This is a genomic window from Haemophilus paraphrohaemolyticus (genome assembly GCF_002015045.1).
In the GTDB taxonomy this organism is placed as follows: domain Bacteria; phylum Pseudomonadota; class Gammaproteobacteria; order Enterobacterales; family Pasteurellaceae; genus Haemophilus_A; species Haemophilus_A paraphrohaemolyticus.
Genome location: NZ_MUXX01000002.1, coordinates 277,706 through 296,637, shown reverse-complemented (window position 1 = coordinate 296,637; position 18,932 = coordinate 277,706). Strand labels below are relative to the sequence as shown.

Annotated in this window: 21 protein-coding genes; 7 read left to right on the top strand and 14 right to left on the bottom strand. The window is 38.7% G+C overall.

What is annotated here, in order from left to right; all coding sequences use genetic code 11:
- Window positions 1–24 precede the first annotated feature (24 nt).
- Window positions 25–1,614 carry a class I SAM-dependent methyltransferase gene (locus B0184_RS01770; protein WP_005710216.1) on the top strand — a complete coding sequence of 530 codons (1,590 nt, stop codon included), beginning with the start codon at window positions 25–27 and terminating at the stop codon, window positions 1,612–1,614.
- A 96-nt stretch (window positions 1,615–1,710) separates the two neighbouring features.
- On the opposite strand, the gene B0184_RS01765 is transcribed toward B0184_RS01770, so the two are convergent.
- The 5 genes from B0184_RS01765 to B0184_RS01745 form a co-directional block, all read right to left on the bottom strand.
- Window positions 1,711–2,091 (bottom strand): pyrimidine dimer DNA glycosylase/endonuclease V, encoded by a 381-nt coding sequence (locus tag B0184_RS01765; RefSeq protein WP_005710250.1) that lies wholly within the window; start codon window positions 2,089–2,091, stop codon window positions 1,711–1,713.
- Between the two features lie 11 nt (window positions 2,092–2,102).
- Window positions 2,103–2,972 (bottom strand): DMT family transporter, encoded by an 870-nt coding sequence (locus B0184_RS01760; RefSeq protein WP_005710240.1) that lies wholly within the window; start codon window positions 2,970–2,972, stop codon window positions 2,103–2,105.
- Window positions 2,973–3,169: 197 nt separating this feature from the next.
- Window positions 3,170–3,607, bottom strand: coding sequence for a ribonuclease E inhibitor RraB (gene rraB, locus B0184_RS01755; protein ID WP_005710214.1), 438 nt, complete (start codon window positions 3,605–3,607; stop codon window positions 3,170–3,172).
- 10 nt (window positions 3,608–3,617) lie between these two features.
- On the bottom strand, window positions 3,618–4,250 hold the full coding sequence (gene yihA, locus B0184_RS01750; RefSeq protein ID WP_005710227.1) for a ribosome biogenesis GTP-binding protein YihA/YsxC: 633 nt from the start codon (window positions 4,248–4,250) through the stop codon (window positions 3,618–3,620).
- A 24-nt stretch (window positions 4,251–4,274) separates the two neighbouring features.
- Window positions 4,275–4,691: a DUF805 domain-containing protein gene (locus tag B0184_RS01745; RefSeq protein WP_005710275.1), complete on the bottom strand. Its 417-nt coding sequence runs from the start codon at window positions 4,689–4,691 to the stop codon at window positions 4,275–4,277.
- A gap of 218 nt (window positions 4,692–4,909) precedes the next feature.
- Here B0184_RS01745 and B0184_RS01740 point away from each other — a divergent pair, with 218 nt between their 5' ends.
- A complete protein-coding gene (locus tag B0184_RS01740; RefSeq protein WP_005710322.1) occupies window positions 4,910–5,455 on the top strand; it encodes a carboxymuconolactone decarboxylase family protein in 546 nt (181 codons plus the stop codon).
- Between the two features lie 69 nt (window positions 5,456–5,524).
- The gene (locus B0184_RS10780; protein ID WP_005710254.1) at window positions 5,525–5,659 is read left to right on the top strand and encodes a hypothetical protein; all 135 of its coding nucleotides are present in this window, start codon (window positions 5,525–5,527) and stop codon (window positions 5,657–5,659) included.
- A gap of 86 nt (window positions 5,660–5,745) precedes the next feature.
- Here B0184_RS10780 and ftsX read toward each other — a convergent pair whose 3' ends face one another.
- The 4 genes from ftsX to B0184_RS01720 form a co-directional block, all read right to left on the bottom strand.
- A complete protein-coding gene (gene ftsX / locus B0184_RS01735; RefSeq protein WP_005710324.1) occupies window positions 5,746–6,681 on the bottom strand; it encodes a permease-like cell division protein FtsX in 936 nt (311 codons plus the stop codon).
- Between the two features lie 15 nt (window positions 6,682–6,696).
- Entirely contained in the window at window positions 6,697–7,353 is a 657-nt protein-coding gene (gene ftsE / locus B0184_RS01730) for a cell division ATP-binding protein FtsE (RefSeq protein WP_005710157.1), read from the bottom strand.
- A gap of 32 nt (window positions 7,354–7,385) precedes the next feature.
- On the bottom strand, window positions 7,386–8,855 hold the full coding sequence (ftsY, locus tag B0184_RS01725) for a signal recognition particle-docking protein FtsY (RefSeq protein ID WP_005710323.1): 1,470 nt from the start codon (window positions 8,853–8,855) through the stop codon (window positions 7,386–7,388).
- A 119-nt stretch (window positions 8,856–8,974) separates the two neighbouring features.
- On the bottom strand, window positions 8,975–9,826 hold the full coding sequence (locus B0184_RS01720; protein WP_005710311.1) for a thymidylate synthase: 852 nt from the start codon (window positions 9,824–9,826) through the stop codon (window positions 8,975–8,977).
- Between the two features lie 81 nt (window positions 9,827–9,907).
- Here B0184_RS01720 and B0184_RS01715 point away from each other — a divergent pair, with 81 nt between their 5' ends.
- Both B0184_RS01715 and malQ read left to right on the top strand, forming a co-directional pair.
- A complete protein-coding gene (locus B0184_RS01715; RefSeq protein ID WP_005710241.1) occupies window positions 9,908–10,468 on the top strand; it encodes a hypothetical protein in 561 nt (186 codons plus the stop codon).
- 117 nt (window positions 10,469–10,585) lie between these two features.
- Complete coding sequence (gene malQ, locus B0184_RS01710) at window positions 10,586–12,604, top strand: 4-alpha-glucanotransferase (protein ID WP_005710277.1); 2,019 nt, start codon at window positions 10,586–10,588, stop codon at window positions 12,602–12,604.
- A 41-nt stretch (window positions 12,605–12,645) separates the two neighbouring features.
- Here malQ and ruvB read toward each other — a convergent pair whose 3' ends face one another.
- The 4 genes from ruvB to B0184_RS01690 all read right to left on the bottom strand — a co-directional run bounded on the left by ruvB (window position 12,646) and on the right by B0184_RS01690 (window position 16,566).
- Entirely contained in the window at window positions 12,646–13,653 is a 1,008-nt protein-coding gene (gene ruvB, locus B0184_RS01705) for a Holliday junction branch migration DNA helicase RuvB (protein WP_005710201.1), read from the bottom strand.
- Between the two features lie 21 nt (window positions 13,654–13,674).
- A complete protein-coding gene (gene ruvA / locus B0184_RS01700; protein ID WP_005710288.1) occupies window positions 13,675–14,280 on the bottom strand; it encodes a Holliday junction branch migration protein RuvA in 606 nt (201 codons plus the stop codon).
- Between the two features lie 292 nt (window positions 14,281–14,572).
- Complete coding sequence (gene paeA / locus B0184_RS01695; protein WP_005710278.1) at window positions 14,573–15,871, bottom strand: polyamine export protein PaeA; 1,299 nt, start codon at window positions 15,869–15,871, stop codon at window positions 14,573–14,575.
- Window positions 15,872–15,921: 50 nt separating this feature from the next.
- Window positions 15,922–16,566, bottom strand: a complete 645-nt coding sequence (locus B0184_RS01690) for a TIGR01621 family pseudouridine synthase (RefSeq protein WP_005710258.1) — start codon at window positions 16,564–16,566, stop codon at window positions 15,922–15,924.
- 45 nt (window positions 16,567–16,611) lie between these two features.
- Here B0184_RS01690 and B0184_RS01685 point away from each other — a divergent pair, with 45 nt between their 5' ends.
- Window positions 16,612–17,244: a histidine phosphatase family protein gene (locus B0184_RS01685; protein ID WP_005710316.1), complete on the top strand. Its 633-nt coding sequence runs from the start codon at window positions 16,612–16,614 to the stop codon at window positions 17,242–17,244.
- Window positions 17,245–17,266: 22 nt separating this feature from the next.
- Window positions 17,267–18,265, top strand: a complete 999-nt coding sequence (locus tag B0184_RS01680) for a TerC/Alx family metal homeostasis membrane protein (protein WP_005710194.1) — start codon at window positions 17,267–17,269, stop codon at window positions 18,263–18,265.
- 34 nt (window positions 18,266–18,299) lie between these two features.
- Here the strand turns inward: B0184_RS01680 and B0184_RS01675 are convergent, their stop codons facing one another.
- The gene (locus tag B0184_RS01675) at window positions 18,300–18,932 is read right to left on the bottom strand and encodes a LysE family transporter (RefSeq protein ID WP_005710149.1); all 633 of its coding nucleotides are present in this window, start codon (window positions 18,930–18,932) and stop codon (window positions 18,300–18,302) included.

Genomic DNA, 18,932 nt, shown 5'->3' with positions numbered 1-18,932 from the left:
CTGCATATAAATATAGGACTTAATATGGCAAATAAAGAAAATCAATCTCATCAAACAAATAATAGCTATGATGAATTAAGATATTATTCAAAACCTTTTTCTTTTACGAGTATCGCTTTTTTAGAAGGAAACTCTTTTCTATGGGGCTTGAATCCACCCAAAATAAACGGCGCTAAAGTGTTAGAGCTAGGCTGTTCTTTTGGTGGAAATTTAATTTCTCAAGCTATTTATTACCCAGAAACGGAATTTATTGGTATTGACTTATCAGAAAGCCAAATTAACCAAGGTAATGAAATTATCAAATTAATGGACTTAAAAAATGTCCGTTTAGAAATAAAGAATATTTTAGATATTACTCCAGATTTTGGGCTGTTCGATTATATTATTGTGCATGGTATTTATTCTTGGGTGCCAGATGAAGTGAAATCTAAGATTTTAGATATTTGTCGAGATAATTTATCCGAAAATGGTATTGCTTATATTTCTTATAATACTTATCCTGGTTGGAAAAACCGCGAAATTGCTCGTGATATTATGTTATTTACTAATAAGCATACAGCTGATCTTTCATTAGCAGAAAAAACATATCGAGGAAAAGCAGTTCTAAAACTATTTTCAGATGCGATTAAAACCGTTGATTCAGAAAAAGGAAAAAATAGTTCTAGAGTTATCCATTTTGATGAGATTCAAGGTAAAGATGAACATTATGTCGCTCATGAGTATTTAGAGCAATATAATCACCCTCTCTATTTAAATGAATTTGTTGATAGCGTAAATCAACATCAACTATCTTATATTGGAGATACAGATTTTCAACTTTCCTTTATTTCTTGGATGGCTAAAGATTTACGTGAAATGTTGCTAAATCTTGCATCAAGCGATTACGTAGCTCGTGAGCAATGTATTGATTATATTTATGATGTTGCATTTAGAAGAAGCCTGATATGTCATGCTCATTTACAAAATATGATTAATCGCACAGAAGAAATACCAAAAGAAAGATTAGATAAGCTTACTTTTGTAAATGCAAATAAAGAAAACAACTTAGCAAGTGTTATTAATTCTCAAAAATTGGTTCATTTAATTGAACGATTTATTTTTGAGGTTGAAAAGTTTACCATTGAAGATATTAAAAGTTATGTAGCAAACAATGAAGAATTTTCAGATATAACAGAAAATGAAATCTATTCTTCAATATTGCTGGCTACTATCTTAAAGTACGTAAATGCTTTTTTAACACCATATAAAACATACGTATTTAAAGATAATCAAAGCTATGTGCCTGAGCGTTTCATTCGCTATGTTTCAACAATGTTAGAAAAAGAAGGTAGTCATTATATTGGGTTTGGAGATATGTATAATAGAACTATTAGTAATCTTAATCAAATCCAATTTTATATGATGCTAGAAATGGTAAAACCTAAAACCAAAGCTGAATTGGAAAATTCATTAAAACAATATTTAATTGAAAATGAATACAAGGATCTGAACAATAATGAGAAACTTATTGATGATGATTATGATGTTGCTGGATTATGCGAATCTGTTTGTCAAAGTTTAGAAATTCTTGGGTATATTCACCCAATTTTAGCGGAAAAAAATACAAGCATCTAAAGTTGAAACTAATATTAAATCTGCTACGAAAGCAAAGTCTAAAAGAAAGCATAGTAGATAAAATTTGGTCTACTATGCCATTATTCCTGGTTTGATTCACTTTCTTGTGGTAAACCTTGCCTTTGCAGGCATACGTAATGCAATTCGCTCACGGTTTAATGCCAAAGCATTTTCCGTGGGCGAATAATTTTGCCAAAGACTAGGATCATCAGGCAGTTCATTATCCCAAAAATATTGCACATTAAAACCACGAGCAAGGCACTCTCCGTGCAATAAATCGTAGCGTTGTTTTAAAAATGCCAGTTTATTAAAGAAAAATCGTACGTGTCCTTCGCCTAATTTATAATCGTCTGGTTGTCCTTTTAAGCTAAATTTTCCTTTCGCAACCGCATTTGGAATTCGTGTTAATTCTCGATGTTCCGCCAATAGATGTTGATCGCAAAGTTCGGCAGGGGGAACAAGGTTAATTCTGGTCATAAAATCTCTCTTTATTTTGCTTTTCGCACTTTTGCCAACCAACTTACGGAAACCACAATCACTACTGCCCCAATCCAGAAGAATGCATTCGGTGCGTGATCCCAAATCAGCCAGTCAAAAACACTTGAAAAAATCACGCCCATAAACGCAAAAGGTGCAATCACATTTGCTGGTGCGTGTTTGAAAGCTCGGGTAAGAAGAAGTTGGAAAACCAAGCCAAATCCGCCCACCAACAGCAATAAACCCAATTCATACAAATCAGGCATTTTCCATTGATGAATAAAGAACATCGGCAACAGCAATGTGCCGATTAAATGGAAGTAGAACACAATATTTTTCGGTGAATTATGTTTGTTCAACTCTTGTAAGCTAATAAACGCCATCGCAGCCAACACCGCTCCACCTAGGCCAATTAACACATAAATCGGTTCAAATGAACCATTTTGGTTAGAAAGCAGAATTATCGACACACCGGCAAAGCCCATCAAGCTTAGTTCCAACACGTTAAGCGGTGTTTTTTCACGGAAAAAGAGCAATAAAATCGGTACGAATAGTGCCGAGGTGTTCATCAATAACACTGAAATCGAAAGTGGTAAAAATTTCACCACATAGAAGTTAATCAGCATACTGCCTACGCCAGCCAAGTTACGCAGCACCAAAAATTTCCACTGGCTCATTTCGACTTTGAAATCTCGATCCTTAATCATGAAAGGCAACAAAAACAGTAAGCCGATTAAAAAGCGAGCGAAAAGAGTTTCGCTCGCAGGCATCGTGTCAGAGGCTGTTTTCACAAATACGTTCATTAACGTAATGCTAAAATAGGCGGAAATCATAAAGATAATCGCTTTGTGGTAAAGCGAACTGGTGGATTCGGTTTGCATATACTTCTCTTCTGCTAGACTTTTCCAAATTATTGGTAAATCATCTAAAGAAATCAATCGCTTTCTACAAGCGGTCAGATTTTTAGTAAGATTCGAAAGTTATTTTAGCATAAGAAAGGTAGTTTGATTTGGTCTATTAGATTGGCTTAAACCCTTTTATTATCAGGGTTTAAGCCATAAAGAGTGAAGCTTATAGACTAATGACGCACAATCTCTTCTTCGTCAAAGTCAAAATCTTCATCCTGATCTTCGAAAAATTCGCCGTCATCTCCGTATTCATCGTCTTCGCCATTTGGATCTTCAAAATACGTGCCCCAACCTTCATATTCAGCTCCTGCTTTTTCGATTAGAGGGAGTAATTCTTTTTGTTGAGCCGTGATTAAATCCGCATTTAAGTTGATTTCACTCACAATATCACACACAAAGAATACTTTGCCATCCTCTTCCACTTCTTCTGCTTCTGAAATTTCATAGCCCAGTTTGTAAGCATCTACTACCAATTTTTCAAGCTTATCAAAATCGTCGTGAGCCACGTGGTGTTCGATGATATAAAGTGCTTCAGGATCTGAGCCATCCGCTAATAAGTTCTCGATAATTTCATCGGTTTCTTGACGTAATTCGGTTAAGTTGTACATTTCAGTCCTCCTATTCTGCTGCTGAAATCTCAAATGCTGGTGCAAACCAGCGGTCTAATTTGCTTGATAATTTGTCAATACCGAGGCGTTTTAATGCGGAGTAAGCTTCTACTTGCACATCGCCTTGGAAAGGTAAAATCGCTTCACGCACCATCTTGACCGTTTTGCTACGTTCAGATTGGCTGAGTTTATCGGCTTTGGTCAGCAGTAATAACACGGGTAATTTTGCTGAAACCGCCCATTCGATCATCTGTTGGTCTAAATCTTTAAGCGGATGGCGAATATCCATTAAAATGACAACGCCACGCAAGCATTCACGCTTTTGTAAGTATTCACCCAACGCTTTTTGCCACTGAATTTTCATCTGCTCAGGCACGGCTGCGTAGCCATAACCTGGTAAATCGACTAATTTGCAGTTTGGTTCCACTTCAAAAAGGTTAATTAACTGCGTTCGCCCTGGTGTTTTTGAGGTACGAGCCAAGTTCTTTTGGTTGGTTAAGGCGTTAAGTGAGGTTGATTTCCCTGCATTTGAACGCCCAGCAAAAGCGATTTCAATGCCACTGTCTTCAGGCAAATGGCGTATATCAGGGGCGGAGGTTAAGAATTTGGTTTTGTGATAATTTAATTTAATTTGTTCGGTCATAATTTTTGTTTTTAATTTCAAAAGCTATTTTAATTTCAACGATAATCCCTGCTCACCATATTGGTTTACTTGTGGAAAGCTGGAGAAAAAGCCCCATTCTAAAAAGACAATCGTGCAAATGAGCATCGGCATCAATAAGCCAAGCAACCACGCGTTCGTTTCGCCTGCAAGCGGAGCAATGAAATAGCAAATCATTGGCACAACTAAAATAAATGCGTGTTTACCTGAGCGATTTCTATCGTGTAAGCGTTTCACTGCAATAGTGAGAACACTATACAGACTTCCCCCTAGTGGGAAAAGCATTATCGGGTTAAAAGCGGTCGAATAGGTAAAAAAGTTTACCACAATAAATAAAAACGCAAAGTTAATGCTAATTCCGGCCCAAAAACCTTGTCGATTTAAACGCCCTTTAAAGCTAAATAAAAGTTGAAGTAAGCCCATTTTATTCCTATTGATTTTGCCACTTATCTAACCTAGCACAACGAAGTTAAGCATTAAGCGGTCAAATTTTTAAACTTTCTTGCAATGTGCTTATTATATCGTAATCAGACTTTATTTATAACTTTTTCATCTATCACGTGCTTTTTACTTCTTTTTCTTTTAGGAAAAATCTTCGTATTATCGGCTTCAACAAAAACAACATCATTTGAGGAAAAATTATGTCACAATTCCAAATTCACACTATCGATACCGCACCAGAAGCTGCAAAAGAAGCATTAACAGCCGTTAAAAATGCAAACGGTTTTATTCCTAATTTAATTGGCGTGCTCGCGAATGCACCAACCGCATTAGAAACCTATCGTACCGTGGGCGGAATTAACGGTCGCAATAGCTTAACCGCAACTGAGCGTGAAGTGGTACAGATTACCGCTGCAGTAGTCAATGGTTGTGGTTTCTGTGTGGCAGGACACACCAAAATCGCATTAAAAGTGTTGAAATTAGAAGAAGAATTGGTGAATCAAATCCGTGCAACAGCACGCATTGAAAGCGATAGCAAATTAGATACTTTAGCACGCTTCACGCTTGGTGTGATTTTACAAAAAGCGAAATTAACTGAAGCACAATTAAACGCATTTTTTGCCGCAGGTTATACGCAAGAACAAGCGATTGATGTGGTGTTAGGTGTAAGCCTCGCAACGCTTTGTAACTATGTGAATAATTTGGCTGAAACACCAATTAATCCAGAATTACAAGCCTTTGCATAATATATAAGATCTTTTGAGTGAGTATAACGGCAGATTATTTTCTGCCGTTTTATTATTTTTTTCGGTTATATGACATATTTAAAAGTTGTCAGTGGAATTCCTGCCGATTGGGCAGGGCTTGCCAATCTGTTTGAGGCTGCATTCGTAGGCGTTTCTTATCTCTATGCTTATCGCCATATGCTGAAAGAAGATTATGTGATTTAATTGTTTCTTTCCAAAATTAAGTAGAAAAAAAGAGTTGCTAATATTTATTGATATTAGTAACTCTTTATATTTAATGATGTGGGTAATTATCTTCTACCAAGAGCAATAATATGCTTATTCGTAGCAATATTCGCCGCAACCCAACCAATAAAAATACACATCACGATAATTAAAAAGATTTCACTGAAATCTAAGCCTGTTAGTTCAAATTTCACGGTGAACATATCCGTCACATATTTTACAACGCCAACTAAATAGCTAATGATGACAGTGCTAAATAAGAGTGCCAGTAAACTTCCTAGGAAACCGTAAATCATACCTTTGTACAAAAATGGGCGGGCGATAAAGTGATCGGTTGCACCTAAAAGTTGTTGCACTTCAATGGAAGCACGGCTATTTGCCACATCGGTACGTACTACATTGCCAATGACTAAAAAGACGGCGATCATCATCAATAACGTAAAAAGTGTGCCAATACGTGCGAAAAGCCAAGTTAAAGCGGTTAATTTTTCTAACCAACCGTTATCTAATCGCACTTCTTGCACACCTTTGATATTTTGCAAACCGTTACGAAGTGTCAGCATTTCATCATTGTTGGCAAAGGCTTTTTTCGGTTTAAGTACCACTACAGCTGGAAGCGGGTTATCCTCGATAATATCTAAGGCTTCGGCAAAACCAGACCACGCTTGGAAATCTTCTAAGCTCTGTTGACGTGAGATAAAATCCAGATGTTCAATTTTATCGGTTTCGAATTGACGAATTTTTTCTACGACAATATTGGCTTCGTTATCTGACAGATTTTTGTTGAGATAAATGGTTAATTCAGGCTCAGGATAAAATTCTGTCTCGGCGTGGTTGATATTTTTCCATAATAGATAGCTGACGGTTGGAATCGTCAGCGATGCTGCAATTACCAATATTGTTAAAAACGTGCCTAGCTTGCGTTGCATTAAATCTTGCCAAACTGCTCGCAAGATATATCGAGTTTGTGCACCTAATCGCGTATTCAATAAAGAAGCCATTTTCAGTCCTTTTGCTTAATTCGTTTGTAGATGCCCTTGTTCTAACACAAGGCAAGGTTTGGGGCGTTTTGCAATGATATTGGTGTCGTGAGTTGCCACAATCACTGTCGTGCCTTGCTGATTAAACTCTTCAAACAGGCGGAAAATCTCAAAGGAGAGTTTTTCATCTAAGTTGCCCGTTGGTTCATCGGCAAGCAGTAAAATTGGACGGTGCACAATTGCACGAGCAATATCTACGCGTTGCTGTTCTCCACCAGAAAGATGATGTGGGAAGTAGTTTTCTTTGCCCGCTAGCCCCACGCGAGCAAGGGCTAATCTTGCTTCACGTTCGACAATTTGTTGGCTCATTCCCTGAATAATCAATGGTAATGCCACATTATCTAAAATACTTCTATCTGTTAGCAAGCGATAATCTTGGTGCACCATTCCAATTTGGCGACGTAAAAACGGTAACTCGTGTGAGGCAAGGCGAGTAATATCATAGCCATTAAACTCAATATTCCCGCCATTAGCACGTTCAATGCCCATAATTAGTTTCAATAACGTACTTTTCCCTGCACCAGAATGCCCTGTAAGATACGCCATTCCGCCTTTTGGAATGTGAAAGCTAATGCCTTGCAGCGCAGCCTTGTTCCCTTTATAGACCTTATTGACATTGCTAAATTTGATCATTGTTTTGCCTTTATTATATGGATATGATGCAACTATTTTACATCTTCGTGACTAAATAGGGCTTCGATAAACTCTTCCGAATTAAACGGACGCAAATCTTCAATTTTCTCGCCTACCCCAATAAAACGAATCGGAATATTAAATTGATCAGCGATGGCGAAAATAACCCCACCTTTTGCGGTACCATCTAATTTAGTGAGCGTAATGCCCGTTAAACCAACGGCTTCGTTAAAGAGTTTCGCTTGACTAATCGCATTTTGTCCCGTGCCAGCATCTAAGGTGAGCATAATTTCGTGCGGTGCGGTTTCATCATATTTTTTCATCACACGCACGATTTTTTTCAACTCATCCATCAAGTGATTTTTATTTTGTAAACGTCCTGCGGTATCGGCAATCAACACATCAATATTTCTTGCAGAAGCAGATTGCATTGCATCAAAAATCACAGAAGCTGAGTCTGAACCGCTAGATTGTGCAATCACTGGAATATGGTTACGTTCACCCCAAACTTGAAGCTGTTCAACCGCTGCCGCACGGAAAGTATCACCAGCCGCAAGCATCACAGATTTGCCTTCATCTTGGAATTTTTTCGCTAATTTACCAATAGTGGTGGTTTTACCCACACCATTCACACCCACCATCAAAATCACATACGGTTTTTTAGTAGTATCAATTTCAAGTGGTTGAGCTACTGGTTTTAGCACATCGGCAAGCTCAAGTTTTAATTGCTGATAGAGCAACTCCGCATCTTTAAGTTGTTGTTTGGTAGCGTGTTGGGTTAAGTTATTGATGATTTTTGTGGTAGTTGGCATACCAAGATCCGAAATCAAAAGCTGCTCTTCCAACTCTTCAAACAGCTCATCATCAATTTTTTTACCGCGGAAAAAGCTTAAGAAGCCCGAACCAATATTTTGCTTGGTTTTAATTAACCCTTGAATTAAACGGTTGAAAAAGCCTGTTTTATTCGCAGGTTTTTCTTGATACTCATCTTGGGTTTCTTCTGTTACCGTTTCGGTTTCTGTGGCTCTTTCTGCAATCTCTTCAGGAATTTCGACCGCTTGCTCTGGTTCAAGTTGAGTTTCCTCAACGGCTTCATTTTCTTCAGGTGTCTTAACTGTTGTGGCAACTTCATCTGCAATTTCAACCGCTTGTAAAGTCTCATTCGAATCGTGATGAGCCGTATCAACAATCGCCACGCTCTCTTCTTTTTCTTCTTCGAAAGATTGCTCAATTTTCTCTTCTAGCTCATCAATAATATGCTCTGCAGCATCTAGTTTTTCTTCAACAAAATGCTTTGCTTCATCTAATTTCTGCTCAATAAATTCGCTTACTGTTTCGTGTTTTTCTACAACCTTTTGCTTTTCTTCTTTAATAAGCGGTGCATTTTCTGCAAGGTTTTGCGAATCTGTTTCAATGGTTTGTTCTTGCGAAACTTGTTCTTTAACTTCTTCTTTTTTCCCAAAGCCCAACCAAGACCAAAAACCTTTTTTCTTTTCCGACATAATCTATTCCAAAAATAAATACTAAAAGTGCGTTAAGTGTACCAAAAAAATGATTTTATGAGTATGAAAAAGATAAAAGAGGCTAGCACCTTTGATATTGCTCAAGCCTCTGATTTTATTTACACTGAAAACGGATATTGAATGCTCGGATGATATTCATAACCTTGCACTTTGAAATCATCAAGTGTAACCCAAGTTTCTAAATCTTCGAGAGATTTAATATCTGGATTAATAGTTAACTTCGGTGCAGAAAGTGGTTCTCGTTTAAGTTGCACATCACGCATAAGCTCGAGCTGATCTTCGTAAATATGCGCATTCACAATTTTGTGGAACGCTTGTCCTGCTTCATGTCCTGTAATTTGTGCCATCAATGCAAGGAAAGTGTAGCATTGGATCATATTCCAGTTTAATCCAAGTGGCACGTCGGCAGAACGTTGTGTACTATTTAAGTAGAGTTTGCCATCTAAAAGTGAGAAGTGATGGCTATGCAAGCAAGGGCGTAGGCAACCTAAATCAAACGCACCAGGATGATAGAAAGTATAAATTTCGCCACGATTATCAATACCGCGTTTTAAATCATCGACAATTTGACGAAGCAGATCGACAGAACCGCCATTAGGTTTTGGGAAGTTACGTCCAATTGCTCCATAAACTAACCCCATATCATCTTCGCCTTTTCGATACGGGTTATTAAGCCAAGCTGTATTTTCGTTAGCATTAGCATCCCAAGATTTTGTGCCTAAGGCACGGAAATCGGCAGCATTACTGTAACCACGAATATAGCCCAATAGTTCAGCAATAGCCGCTTTCCAGAAACTACGGCGGGTGGTGACAAGCGGAAATTCGCCATTTTCAACATTGTAGATTAAATCAGCGTTAATTACTGTTAAACAACGCTTACCAGTACGTTCATTGGCTACCCATTTGCCTTCATTCACGATACGATTACACAAATCAAGATACTGTTTCATTCAATCCTCAAGCAAAAATATTTTATTTCGGGTAGAATTGTATCAGTTTTAATATTTCCAAAAAAGAAATCAGGAGTAAAAATGAAAAACCTTGTAAAAATCTTTTTAATTTGCACAGTTGGTTTCCTTGCTGCGTGTTCCAATAAAAACACGACATTACCACGTTTAAGTGAAACTGAACTCGATCAAAAATCTTATGCCATTGCTTATAGCGTAACAGGACAAACCTATAAAGATCGTGTTACCAAAGATTACGATATTGCTCAATTTACTCAAGGTGTGACAAATTGGTATTACAACCGTGTACCAATGCCGATTGAGCAAATTCAAGCCTTAACCATCAACCGTTTAGTCGATCACAAAGAATATGCCTATAATAGCGGTGTGATTTTTGCCGATGCTTTCCAACAAAAAGTGAATTATCTTGATCCAAGTTGTTGGGGGTTGTTGCATAAGCCAAGTATGATCCAAGGGATTGATGATGCAATGCACGACTTGCAAAAAAACAACCAAGTACGTGATGATGAATATATCCGCAATGGTTCAGATCAAATTATTCAATTATGCGTAAAAACCATTGTTTACGATGAAAAACAGCCGAAAGCGAATATTAAAAAAGCGAAAAACAGCATAAAAAAATAATAGATAAAGTTTAAAGGCAGAATGTTGATTCTGCTTTTGAAAAATAAACCGCTTGTATGTGTGAAGCTTCGTTTCACACACTCTACGGTACGATATATTTATATTTAGGAAAAGCAAATGAAACAAACTCACCCTTATTTAAACACTTATTTCTTCGATGAATACGGTCGCCGTCGCTATGCAAGCCCGGAAGTTTACCAAAAAATCGCGAAACGCCTTGGCTCGCCAAAAAGTCGTCAAATTCTACCGCTTGTTAAAGTGGTAAAGGCAGGACAAGCGGTCTATATTCCACTGCATATTGCAAACAGCAATCAGGATTTGCAGGCACACTGGCAACTTACGCTTGAAAATGGCGAGGTGCTTGCGGGTAAAGTGAAACGCAATGCGATCAACTTGCCGAATAATTTACCTCTAGGCTATCACGAGCTTTCTCTTCACACCGCAACAGCAGCGTATCATTGCCGTGTGATTGTAACACCAGAAACCGCGTTCCAACCCAAAGCGTTGCAAGCTCATCAGAAATTATGGGGTGCGATTTTACAGCTTTATACCTTACGTTCTGAACAAAACTGGGGGATTGGTGATTTCACTGATCTCAAAGCATTCTTAACCAAAGTAGCTGAAAAAGGTGGGGATTTTGTCGGTCTTAATCCAATTCACGCACTTTTCCCAGCGAATGCAGAAGGGGCAAGCCCTTACAGCCCATCTTCACGTTTGTGGATGAATATCGTCTATATTGATGTGAATGCGATTGAGGCATTCCAAAAATCAGCAGAAGCTCAAACGTGGTTTAATGATGCGGAAACACAACGCCAATTAGCTGAACAGCGAGCGAAAGATTATGTCGATTACACGCAAGTAATGAGCTTGAAATTGCACGGCTTACGTTTAGCCTATTTTGCATTTTGTAGTCAAGATCAGACTGCTTTCGAGCAATTTATCGCTCAAAATGGTGAAGCGTTGAAAATCCAAGGTACGTTTGATGCATTGCATAGTTGGCTCTCTGCTCAATTTAGCGAACAATGGGGCTGGAATTTCTGGGCAGAACAATATCACGATTACCATTCGCCAGCAGTAGCTCAATTCCAAGCAGAACAAAGCGATTTAGTGCGTTTTTATATGTGGTTGCAATTTGTTGCACAACAGCAATTACAACAATGCAATTTATTGGCGAAAGAGCTAGGAATGCCTGTTGGCTTTTACCGCGATTTAGCTGTAGGCGTGGCGGATAACGGTGCAGAAACTTGGGCAGATAAAGAGTTGTTTGTATTGGATGCTTCTGTGGGCGCGCCTCCAGATATTATGGCACCAAACGGACAAAACTGGGGCTTATCGCCAATGCATCCAGAAGTGTTACAAGCACGCGGTTATCAACCGTTTATCAATTTATTACGTGCCAATATGAAAGATTGTGGTGCATTGCGGATTGATCATATTTTAGGTTTAGCGCGTATGTGGTGGGTAGCAAAAGGAGACTCTGCCAAAAACGGTGCTTATGTGCGTTATCCATTAGATGATTTACTTGCGATTCTGGCTCTTGAAAGCCAACGCCACCAATGTTTAATCATTGCTGAAGCATTAGGCACTGTGCCGAAAGGTATGCTCGAAAAATTGGAAGAAAAAGGTATTTTAGCTTATAACATCTTTTATTTTGAAATGGATGCAAATGGAAGTAAACCGCTAGAGAACTATCCATACCAAGCAATGACCACGTTGAGTACACACGACTTACCAACAGTGCAAGGCTATTGGAAAGGCTACGACTTTGATTTAGGCGAGCAGTTTGGGGTTTATCCAAGTGAAAAAGTGCTGAATATTCTCAAACAGGGCCGCGAAGAGACAAAAGCAAAAATCCGCCAAGCGGTCGAAAATGTGCAAGAACTTGCGAATACTGATGCAGGCGTAAGCCAAGCATTCACGCATCAACTACAAGCTTATGTGGCAGACACCAATAGTGCATTATTCGGCTCACAGCCTGAAGATTGGTTGAATATGCTTGAACCAGTAAATATTCCTGGAACGAGTATGGAGTATCCAAACTGGCGACGTAAACTCAGCCATACGATTGAAGAGATTTTTGCGAATGCAGAAATCAATCAGTTGCTAGAAACGATTGAGAAGAAACGAAATAAATAACGTTAAATTGAAAAATAGCCACGCATTTGCGTGGCTTTGTTTTAGTAAGAAGATAAAAATCTCTTCAAATGCTCATAAGTTCTTTGTGTTGCGATTCGTCCACGTGGAGTGCGTTGCAAGAAGCCTTGTTGGATTAGGTAAGGTTCTAGCACATCTTCAATGGTATCACGCTCTTCGCCAATCGCAGCAGCGAGGTTATCTAAACCAACAGGTCCACCATCAAAACGTTCCACAATGGCTTGTAAAAGTTTGATGTCCATAAAATCAAAGCCTTCAGAATCCACATCAAGCATTGAAAGTGCTTGTTTAGCAATTTCTGAGCTGATAATGCCGTTATTGCGAACATCCGCATAATCTCTTACTCGGCGAAGTAAGCGGTTCGCAATACGTGGGGTACCACGTGAACGGCGAGCAATTTCGTGAGCCCCATTTGCTGATAAGTCTAAATTTAAGCACTCAGCACTACGTTGTACGATAGAAGTTAAATCTTCTACCGAATAGAACTCAAGGCGTTGCACAATCCCAAAACGGTCACGTAATGGTGAAGTTAAAGACCCCGCTCTTGTGGTTGCACCGACTAAGGTAAATGGCGGTAAATCAAGCTTAATTGAGCGAGCAGCGGGGCCTTCGCCAATCATAATATCAAGCTGATAATCTTCCATCGCGGGGTAAAGCACCTCTTCAATCGCAGGCGACAAGCGGTGGATTTCGTCGATAAAAAGCACATCATAAGGCTCAAGGTTGGTGAGCATTGCGGCTAAATCACCTGCTTTTTCAAGTACGGGGCCAGAGGTGGTACGAATATTCACGCCCATTTCGTTTGCCACAATATTGGCAAGCGTGGTTTTGCCTAAACCTGGTGGTCCAAAAATCAAAAGGTGGTCTAAGGCTTCATTTCGCAATTTGGCAGCTTGAATAAAAATATCCATTTGCTCCCGCACCGAAGGCTGCCCAACATAATCTGCTAGCAATTTCGGGCGAATAGCACGGTCAATCACTTCCTCTTCTTTTTTGGGTGAGGCGCTAATTATTCTATCGGCTTCAATCATTTTTATTTTATTCGCAATCTATTAAAGAGAATTTTTCAAGGCTTCACGAATTAATTGTTCGCTAGTTGCCCCAGCTTTATTGACTTTCTTAATCATTTTCTCTGCATCAGCAGGTTTGTAGCCAAGAGCAATCAAGGCATCACGAGCCTCATCGGCTGGATCAGTTTGTGAATTTACCTCAATTTGATCGTGTGATTTTTCAATGAAGAAATCGCCCTGTGCCATTCCTTTAAACTTACCTTTAAGCTCAACCAATAAGCGTTCTGCCGTTTTACGCCCGATGCCAGGGATTTTAGTCAGTTTTGCTAATTCTTCATTCTCAACCGCATTTACAAACTGAGAAACAGACATTGCAGACAAAATAGCAAGGGCAAGTTTTGGACCAACGCCATTGGTTTTGATGAGTTCACGAAATAAGGTTCTATCTTGTTTTTGGGCAAAGCCAAAGAGTAAATGTGCATCTTCGCGAACGACAAGATGTGTAAAAATGGTGGTTTCTTCGCCCAATTGTGGTAAATCGTAGAAACTGGTCATTGGCAATAGGATTTCATAGCCTATGCCTTGTACATCTAACACCATTTCAGGCGGTTGCTTTTCAATAATTTTACCGTGTAATCGACCAATCATAGCGTTCCTGTTTATTTGAGCATGAAAGCTTTTATGAGCCCCGTTTTCTCTGTCTGCCAAATCTCTCCTACCCCTCTTTGCTAAAGAAGGGATTAGGTCTCTGAATAATAAAGCCCTATTGCTATACTTTTAGATTAAGAATAATACCGTCGATATTTCTTTTATATAAAGAAAATCCCCCTCTTTAGCAAAGAGGGGTAGGGGAGGGCAGTAGTGAATACCGAAGAAATTAATTTAAAATCTTACTACTTAAGAATATCTAGTCTATCATAAACTGTATAAAACATCATTATTATTCTGTTTTAATATCTTTTCTAAACGACACCATCAACTGGTCAATTTTAAAATTCTCGGTGTCGATAATTTCAAATTTATATTGATCATACAGCACAAAATCGGTTTTTTTCGGAATTTTGCGGAGCATATACATCATAAATCCGCCAATGGTTTCGTAATTTTCAGCGTGTGGAAATTCCTCAATTTCTAAGGCGCGCATCACATCTTCAAGCGGAGTCGCACCATCGATCAGCCACGAATCTTCATCACGACGGACAATTTGCTCTTCTTCGGTGGAAACTAATTCGCCCATTACAATACTCATTACATCGTTAAGCGTGATAATGCCGACCACGAGGGCATATTCATTCACAATCACGGCAAAATCTTCGCCTGCTGATTTAAACAGCTCCAACACTTCGTAAAGTGAAAGCGTATCTGGAATAAAAATGGTTTTACGCAATAAGCGTTGATCGGTAAGCGAGACGTTCTCATTTTTAAGATATTGCGTGAGCAAATTGTGCGATTCAACATAGCCTAAAATTTTATCTAAGCCATTATCGCAAATCAGCAATTTAGAGTGCGGATCTTCGCCAAGCGTTTGGAGCACTTGCTCTTTGTTATCGGTGCGATCTAAAAAAATGATATTTTCACGTGTGGTCATTGTTGAAGTGACACGGCGTTCTTGCATTTCAAATACGTTTTCAATCAAATAATGTTCGTGCGTATTCAACACGCCCGCTTTAGCACCCGCATCAACGACTGCCACAATATCTTCGGCGGTCATATTTTCTTGGCGAACGGTTGAAACACCAAATAGACGGAAGAGCGAGTTAGCGATCCAGTCAAAAAACATCACAATAGGTTTAAACAGAATGATCGCAAAACTCATTACTCGGATTGTGCGAACAGCCACTTGCTCTGGATAAGTCATTGCGATGCGTTTTGGCATTAAATCTGCAAATAATACGAATGCAGATGTCACGAGTAAAAAGGCGGTCCAAGAAGCCGCAGAATCAACCCAAGCAGCATCGGAATACTCTCTAAAAAGCTGGCTGAAATAGGGATTGATTGCACTTTCTCCCACAACACCTCCAAGAATAGCAACCATATTCAACCCAATTTGCACCACTGTAATAAATCGTCCAGGTTGTTCCTGCAATTTCATCACTCTTTCAGCACGTAAGTCGCCCGAATTTGCCATCGCTTGAAGTTTTAAGCGTCTGGCACCAGCAAGTGAAATTTCAGATAATGAAATCACCGTACTGGTTAAAATCAATAAAATAATAATTAAAATAGCTTCAAATAAGCCCATAATTGCCTCTATTGTTGCTTTATTTGTTATAAAAACGCGTGAATTATACTCTATTTCTCCACTTTAAGTTTACAAACTTTCTGCCAAATTTGACCGCTTTCAGGCAAGGCTTGCACGCAAAAATGCTCATTTTGATAATCAAATTCAAGCTGATAGGCGTGTAGGTAAACACGATCCGATTCTGAACCAGAATACAAACTATCGCCTAGAATCGGACTGCCCAAACTTTTCATTGCAACGCGTAATTGGTGCGTTTTGCCTGTTTTGGGTTGCAAAATAAAATAGCGAAGTGGTGGTTCAATAGAATGCGAGCTAAATTGCGTAATCGCAGGATTTTCTTTACTGTAGCAGAGCTTCCACGTCCCATTTCTCGATTTTTGCATATCGCCCACAATTTTGCCCTGTTTCTTTTTCGGTTTTTTATCGCTAATCGCCCAATAGGTTTTTTGAATTTTATGTTGTTCAAACAGCGTATAGAAATTTGCAGCCGCCTCTTTATTTAAGGCTAGAATGAGCAAGCCCGAGGTAATTTTATCTAACCGATGCACGAGCCAAACTTGCTCCACACCTAGCTGTTTGGCAACTAATTCTGTTAATCCGACCGCTTGTTGATCTTTGTGCACGCTGATGCCTGCAGGTTTGTTGATAATCACAAAATCCTGATGTTGCAGGCAGAGAGTAAAATGCAAATTCATGTTATAATCCCGACTCTTTTTTGGGCTATTTTAAAGGAAATGGGGATGGCACTAAATATTTATTTAATTCGGCACGGCAAAACCGTGTGGAATATTGAAGGGCGCTTGCAAGGCTCGGGAGATTCGCCTTTGGTTGAAGAGGGCATTGAGGGGGCGAAAAAAGCAGGGCAAGCGTTAAAAGCGGTTCAATTTTCTGCAGCCTATTCCAGTATGCAAAAACGAGCTCAAGACACGGCAAATTATATTCTGGCGGAAAATGAAACGCAAAATGTTCCGCACTTTCATCATTGGGGCTTGAATGAATTTGATTTCGGCATTTGGGAAGGGATGAAATCGGTCGATTTATATGAGAATGATGAATATTGGGTAATGAAAAAAACACCAGCTGAATATAAAGCACTGGAAAATGGCGGTGAAACCTATGAACAGCTTTATCAGCGTGTATTTAAGGTATTCAACCAAATTGCCGAATTGCACAAAGATAACGAAAATGTGTTGATTGTCGCACATGGAATGACCTTAACTGTTTTAACTGCAGTGTTAAAAGGCTTGCATTGGTCGGAATGTCGTGATGAAGAGAAACACAAATTCGTGATGAATACCGCCATCAATATTGCCAAAGTTGAAAATGGCAAGGTGGAATTAGTTGAATTTAACAATATCGATCATTTAGTTTAATTTTTATTTTTTTGTAGGTTATATGGCACACTTTGGTTTTCCTTTAGAAACAATTATTGTCTTTTTTACGGTGATTTTTTTTTCTATTTATATGGATTTAGTTGCCCATAAAAATAGCGAAGAAATTACAGTAAAAAATGCGGCAATGTGGTCGTTATTTTGGATTTCATTAGCTGTTGCATTTTACGTTTATTTATATATTCGTTTTGATGCTTCTTGGGCGGATTTATATTTAGCAGGCTATGTTTTAGAAAAAAGTTTATCGATTGATAACTTAATGGTCTTTGTGGCTATTTTTGCCTCGTTTGGTATTACAGGTAAATTGCAACATCGCATCTTATATTGGGGCATTTTAGGGGCATTAGTATTCCGTGCGATTTTCGTAGTGCTTGGTACAGGCTTATTCGCGGCAAGCCCGTGGGTTGGCTTCATTTTCGCGTTGTTCGTACTCTGGAGTGGCTGGAAAATGCTGGCTACTAAAGACGAGGCAGAAGAAGAAATTGAAGATTATACTAATCACTGGAGCGTACGTTGGGTTGGAAAAATAATGCCTGTTTTACCAAAACTACACGGCTATAACTTCTTCGTTAAACACGCCGAATTAAAAGTGGAAGAGCTTGCAAATGTAACCCGCAAAGGCTTACGTTATGCAACGCCTGCATTTTTATGTTTAATCGCAATTGAAACCTCCGATGTTGCTTTTGCGTTTGACTCTGTGCCTGCCGTGATTGCCGTAACACAAGAACCGCTCTTAGTTTATGCAGCGATGATTTTTGCTATTCTTGGTTTGCGTAGCCTCTATTTTATTTTGGCAGCGCTTACAAAATATTTAGTGCATTTAGAAAAGTCAGTGATTTCATTATTATTCTTTATCGGTTTTAAAATGGGAGTTCAATCTTGGAACCACGCCGTATTCGATACGGGTTTCCATATTTCGCCAAACACTAGCTTATTTGTTGTTTTAGGTGTGTTATTTATTGGTGTGATTGCATCACTTATTTTTCCTGAGAAAAAATTGTAGAAAATAAAAATGGGCGTGTATAGCGCCCATTATTCTATAAAATTACCGTTAAATACATTATCCCTTCATAAATCAATTTTAATCCGAATCCAATAAATATTACTCCAGCAATATTATCAATATAGCGGCTGTTTTTTGCATAAAATTTGCGAATTGGTTTACGCGAAAATAATAGTGCGACTGAATAGAAATAGATAAAGGTTGAAAAAACAAATAAAAACAGCAATTCAAAAAGCTGATAAGTTTCAGTAAATTGGTCTAAAAATGCGGAAATAACGCTAGTAAAATAAACGCCCGCTTTAGCATTCATTATGTTGATCATTAAACCTTTACGAATTTCTATGATGGGGTTTAATTCTAATAAAACAGTCTTTTCTTCACTAAATTTTGCATTATCTTTCACCCTAACCATTTTCGAGCCTAAATAAGCTAAATAGCTACCACCTAATAACATAATTGCATATTGCAACACATTTCCTACGCTATGTTTTAACCATGCTAAGCCGAAAATTGCAAAAGCTGCCCAAAAGATAATCCCCATTGCAATTCCAACCGAAGCTAAAATGCCTGCACTGGTTGAGTGGCTTGCGGATTGGCGAACTACATAAAAGAAATCGGGTCCTGGGCTTGCCAAGCCAACTAAATGAATCAATAAAATCGTCAGCAT

Coding starts and splice junctions, on each gene's coding strand:
- B0184_RS01770 (WP_005710216.1), top strand. CDS start 25: ATGGCAAATAAAGAAAATCAATCTCATCAAACAAATAATAGCTATGAT.
- B0184_RS01765 (WP_005710250.1), bottom strand. CDS start 2,091: ATGACCAGAATTAACCTTGTTCCCCCTGCCGAACTTTGCGATCAACAT.
- B0184_RS01760 (WP_005710240.1), bottom strand. CDS start 2,972: ATGCAAACCGAATCCACCAGTTCGCTTTACCACAAAGCGATTATCTTT.
- rraB (WP_005710214.1), bottom strand. CDS start 3,607: ATGTACAACTTAACCGAATTACGTCAAGAAACCGATGAAATTATCGAG.
- yihA (WP_005710227.1), bottom strand. CDS start 4,250: ATGACCGAACAAATTAAATTAAATTATCACAAAACCAAATTCTTAACC.
- B0184_RS01745 (WP_005710275.1), bottom strand. CDS start 4,691: ATGGGCTTACTTCAACTTTTATTTAGCTTTAAAGGGCGTTTAAATCGA.
- B0184_RS01740 (WP_005710322.1), top strand. CDS start 4,910: ATGTCACAATTCCAAATTCACACTATCGATACCGCACCAGAAGCTGCA.
- B0184_RS10780 (WP_005710254.1), top strand. CDS start 5,525: ATGACATATTTAAAAGTTGTCAGTGGAATTCCTGCCGATTGGGCAGGG.
- ftsX (WP_005710324.1), bottom strand. CDS start 6,681: ATGGCTTCTTTATTGAATACGCGATTAGGTGCACAAACTCGATATATC.
- ftsE (WP_005710157.1), bottom strand. CDS start 7,353: ATGATCAAATTTAGCAATGTCAATAAGGTCTATAAAGGGAACAAGGCT.
- ftsY (WP_005710323.1), bottom strand. CDS start 8,855: ATGTCGGAAAAGAAAAAAGGTTTTTGGTCTTGGTTGGGCTTTGGGAAA.
- B0184_RS01720 (WP_005710311.1), bottom strand. CDS start 9,826: ATGAAACAGTATCTTGATTTGTGTAATCGTATCGTGAATGAAGGCAAA.
- B0184_RS01715 (WP_005710241.1), top strand. CDS start 9,908: ATGAAAAACCTTGTAAAAATCTTTTTAATTTGCACAGTTGGTTTCCTT.
- malQ (WP_005710277.1), top strand. CDS start 10,586: ATGAAACAAACTCACCCTTATTTAAACACTTATTTCTTCGATGAATAC.
- ruvB (WP_005710201.1), bottom strand. CDS start 13,653: ATGATTGAAGCCGATAGAATAATTAGCGCCTCACCCAAAAAAGAAGAG.
- ruvA (WP_005710288.1), bottom strand. CDS start 14,280: ATGATTGGTCGATTACACGGTAAAATTATTGAAAAGCAACCGCCTGAA.
- paeA (WP_005710278.1), bottom strand. CDS start 15,871: ATGGGCTTATTTGAAGCTATTTTAATTATTATTTTATTGATTTTAACC.
- B0184_RS01690 (WP_005710258.1), bottom strand. CDS start 16,566: ATGAATTTGCATTTTACTCTCTGCCTGCAACATCAGGATTTTGTGATT.
- B0184_RS01685 (WP_005710316.1), top strand. CDS start 16,612: ATGGCACTAAATATTTATTTAATTCGGCACGGCAAAACCGTGTGGAAT.
- B0184_RS01680 (WP_005710194.1), top strand. CDS start 17,267: ATGGCACACTTTGGTTTTCCTTTAGAAACAATTATTGTCTTTTTTACG.
- B0184_RS01675 (WP_005710149.1), bottom strand. CDS start 18,932: ATGCTGACGATTTTATTGATTCATTTAGTTGGCTTGGCAAGCCCAGGA.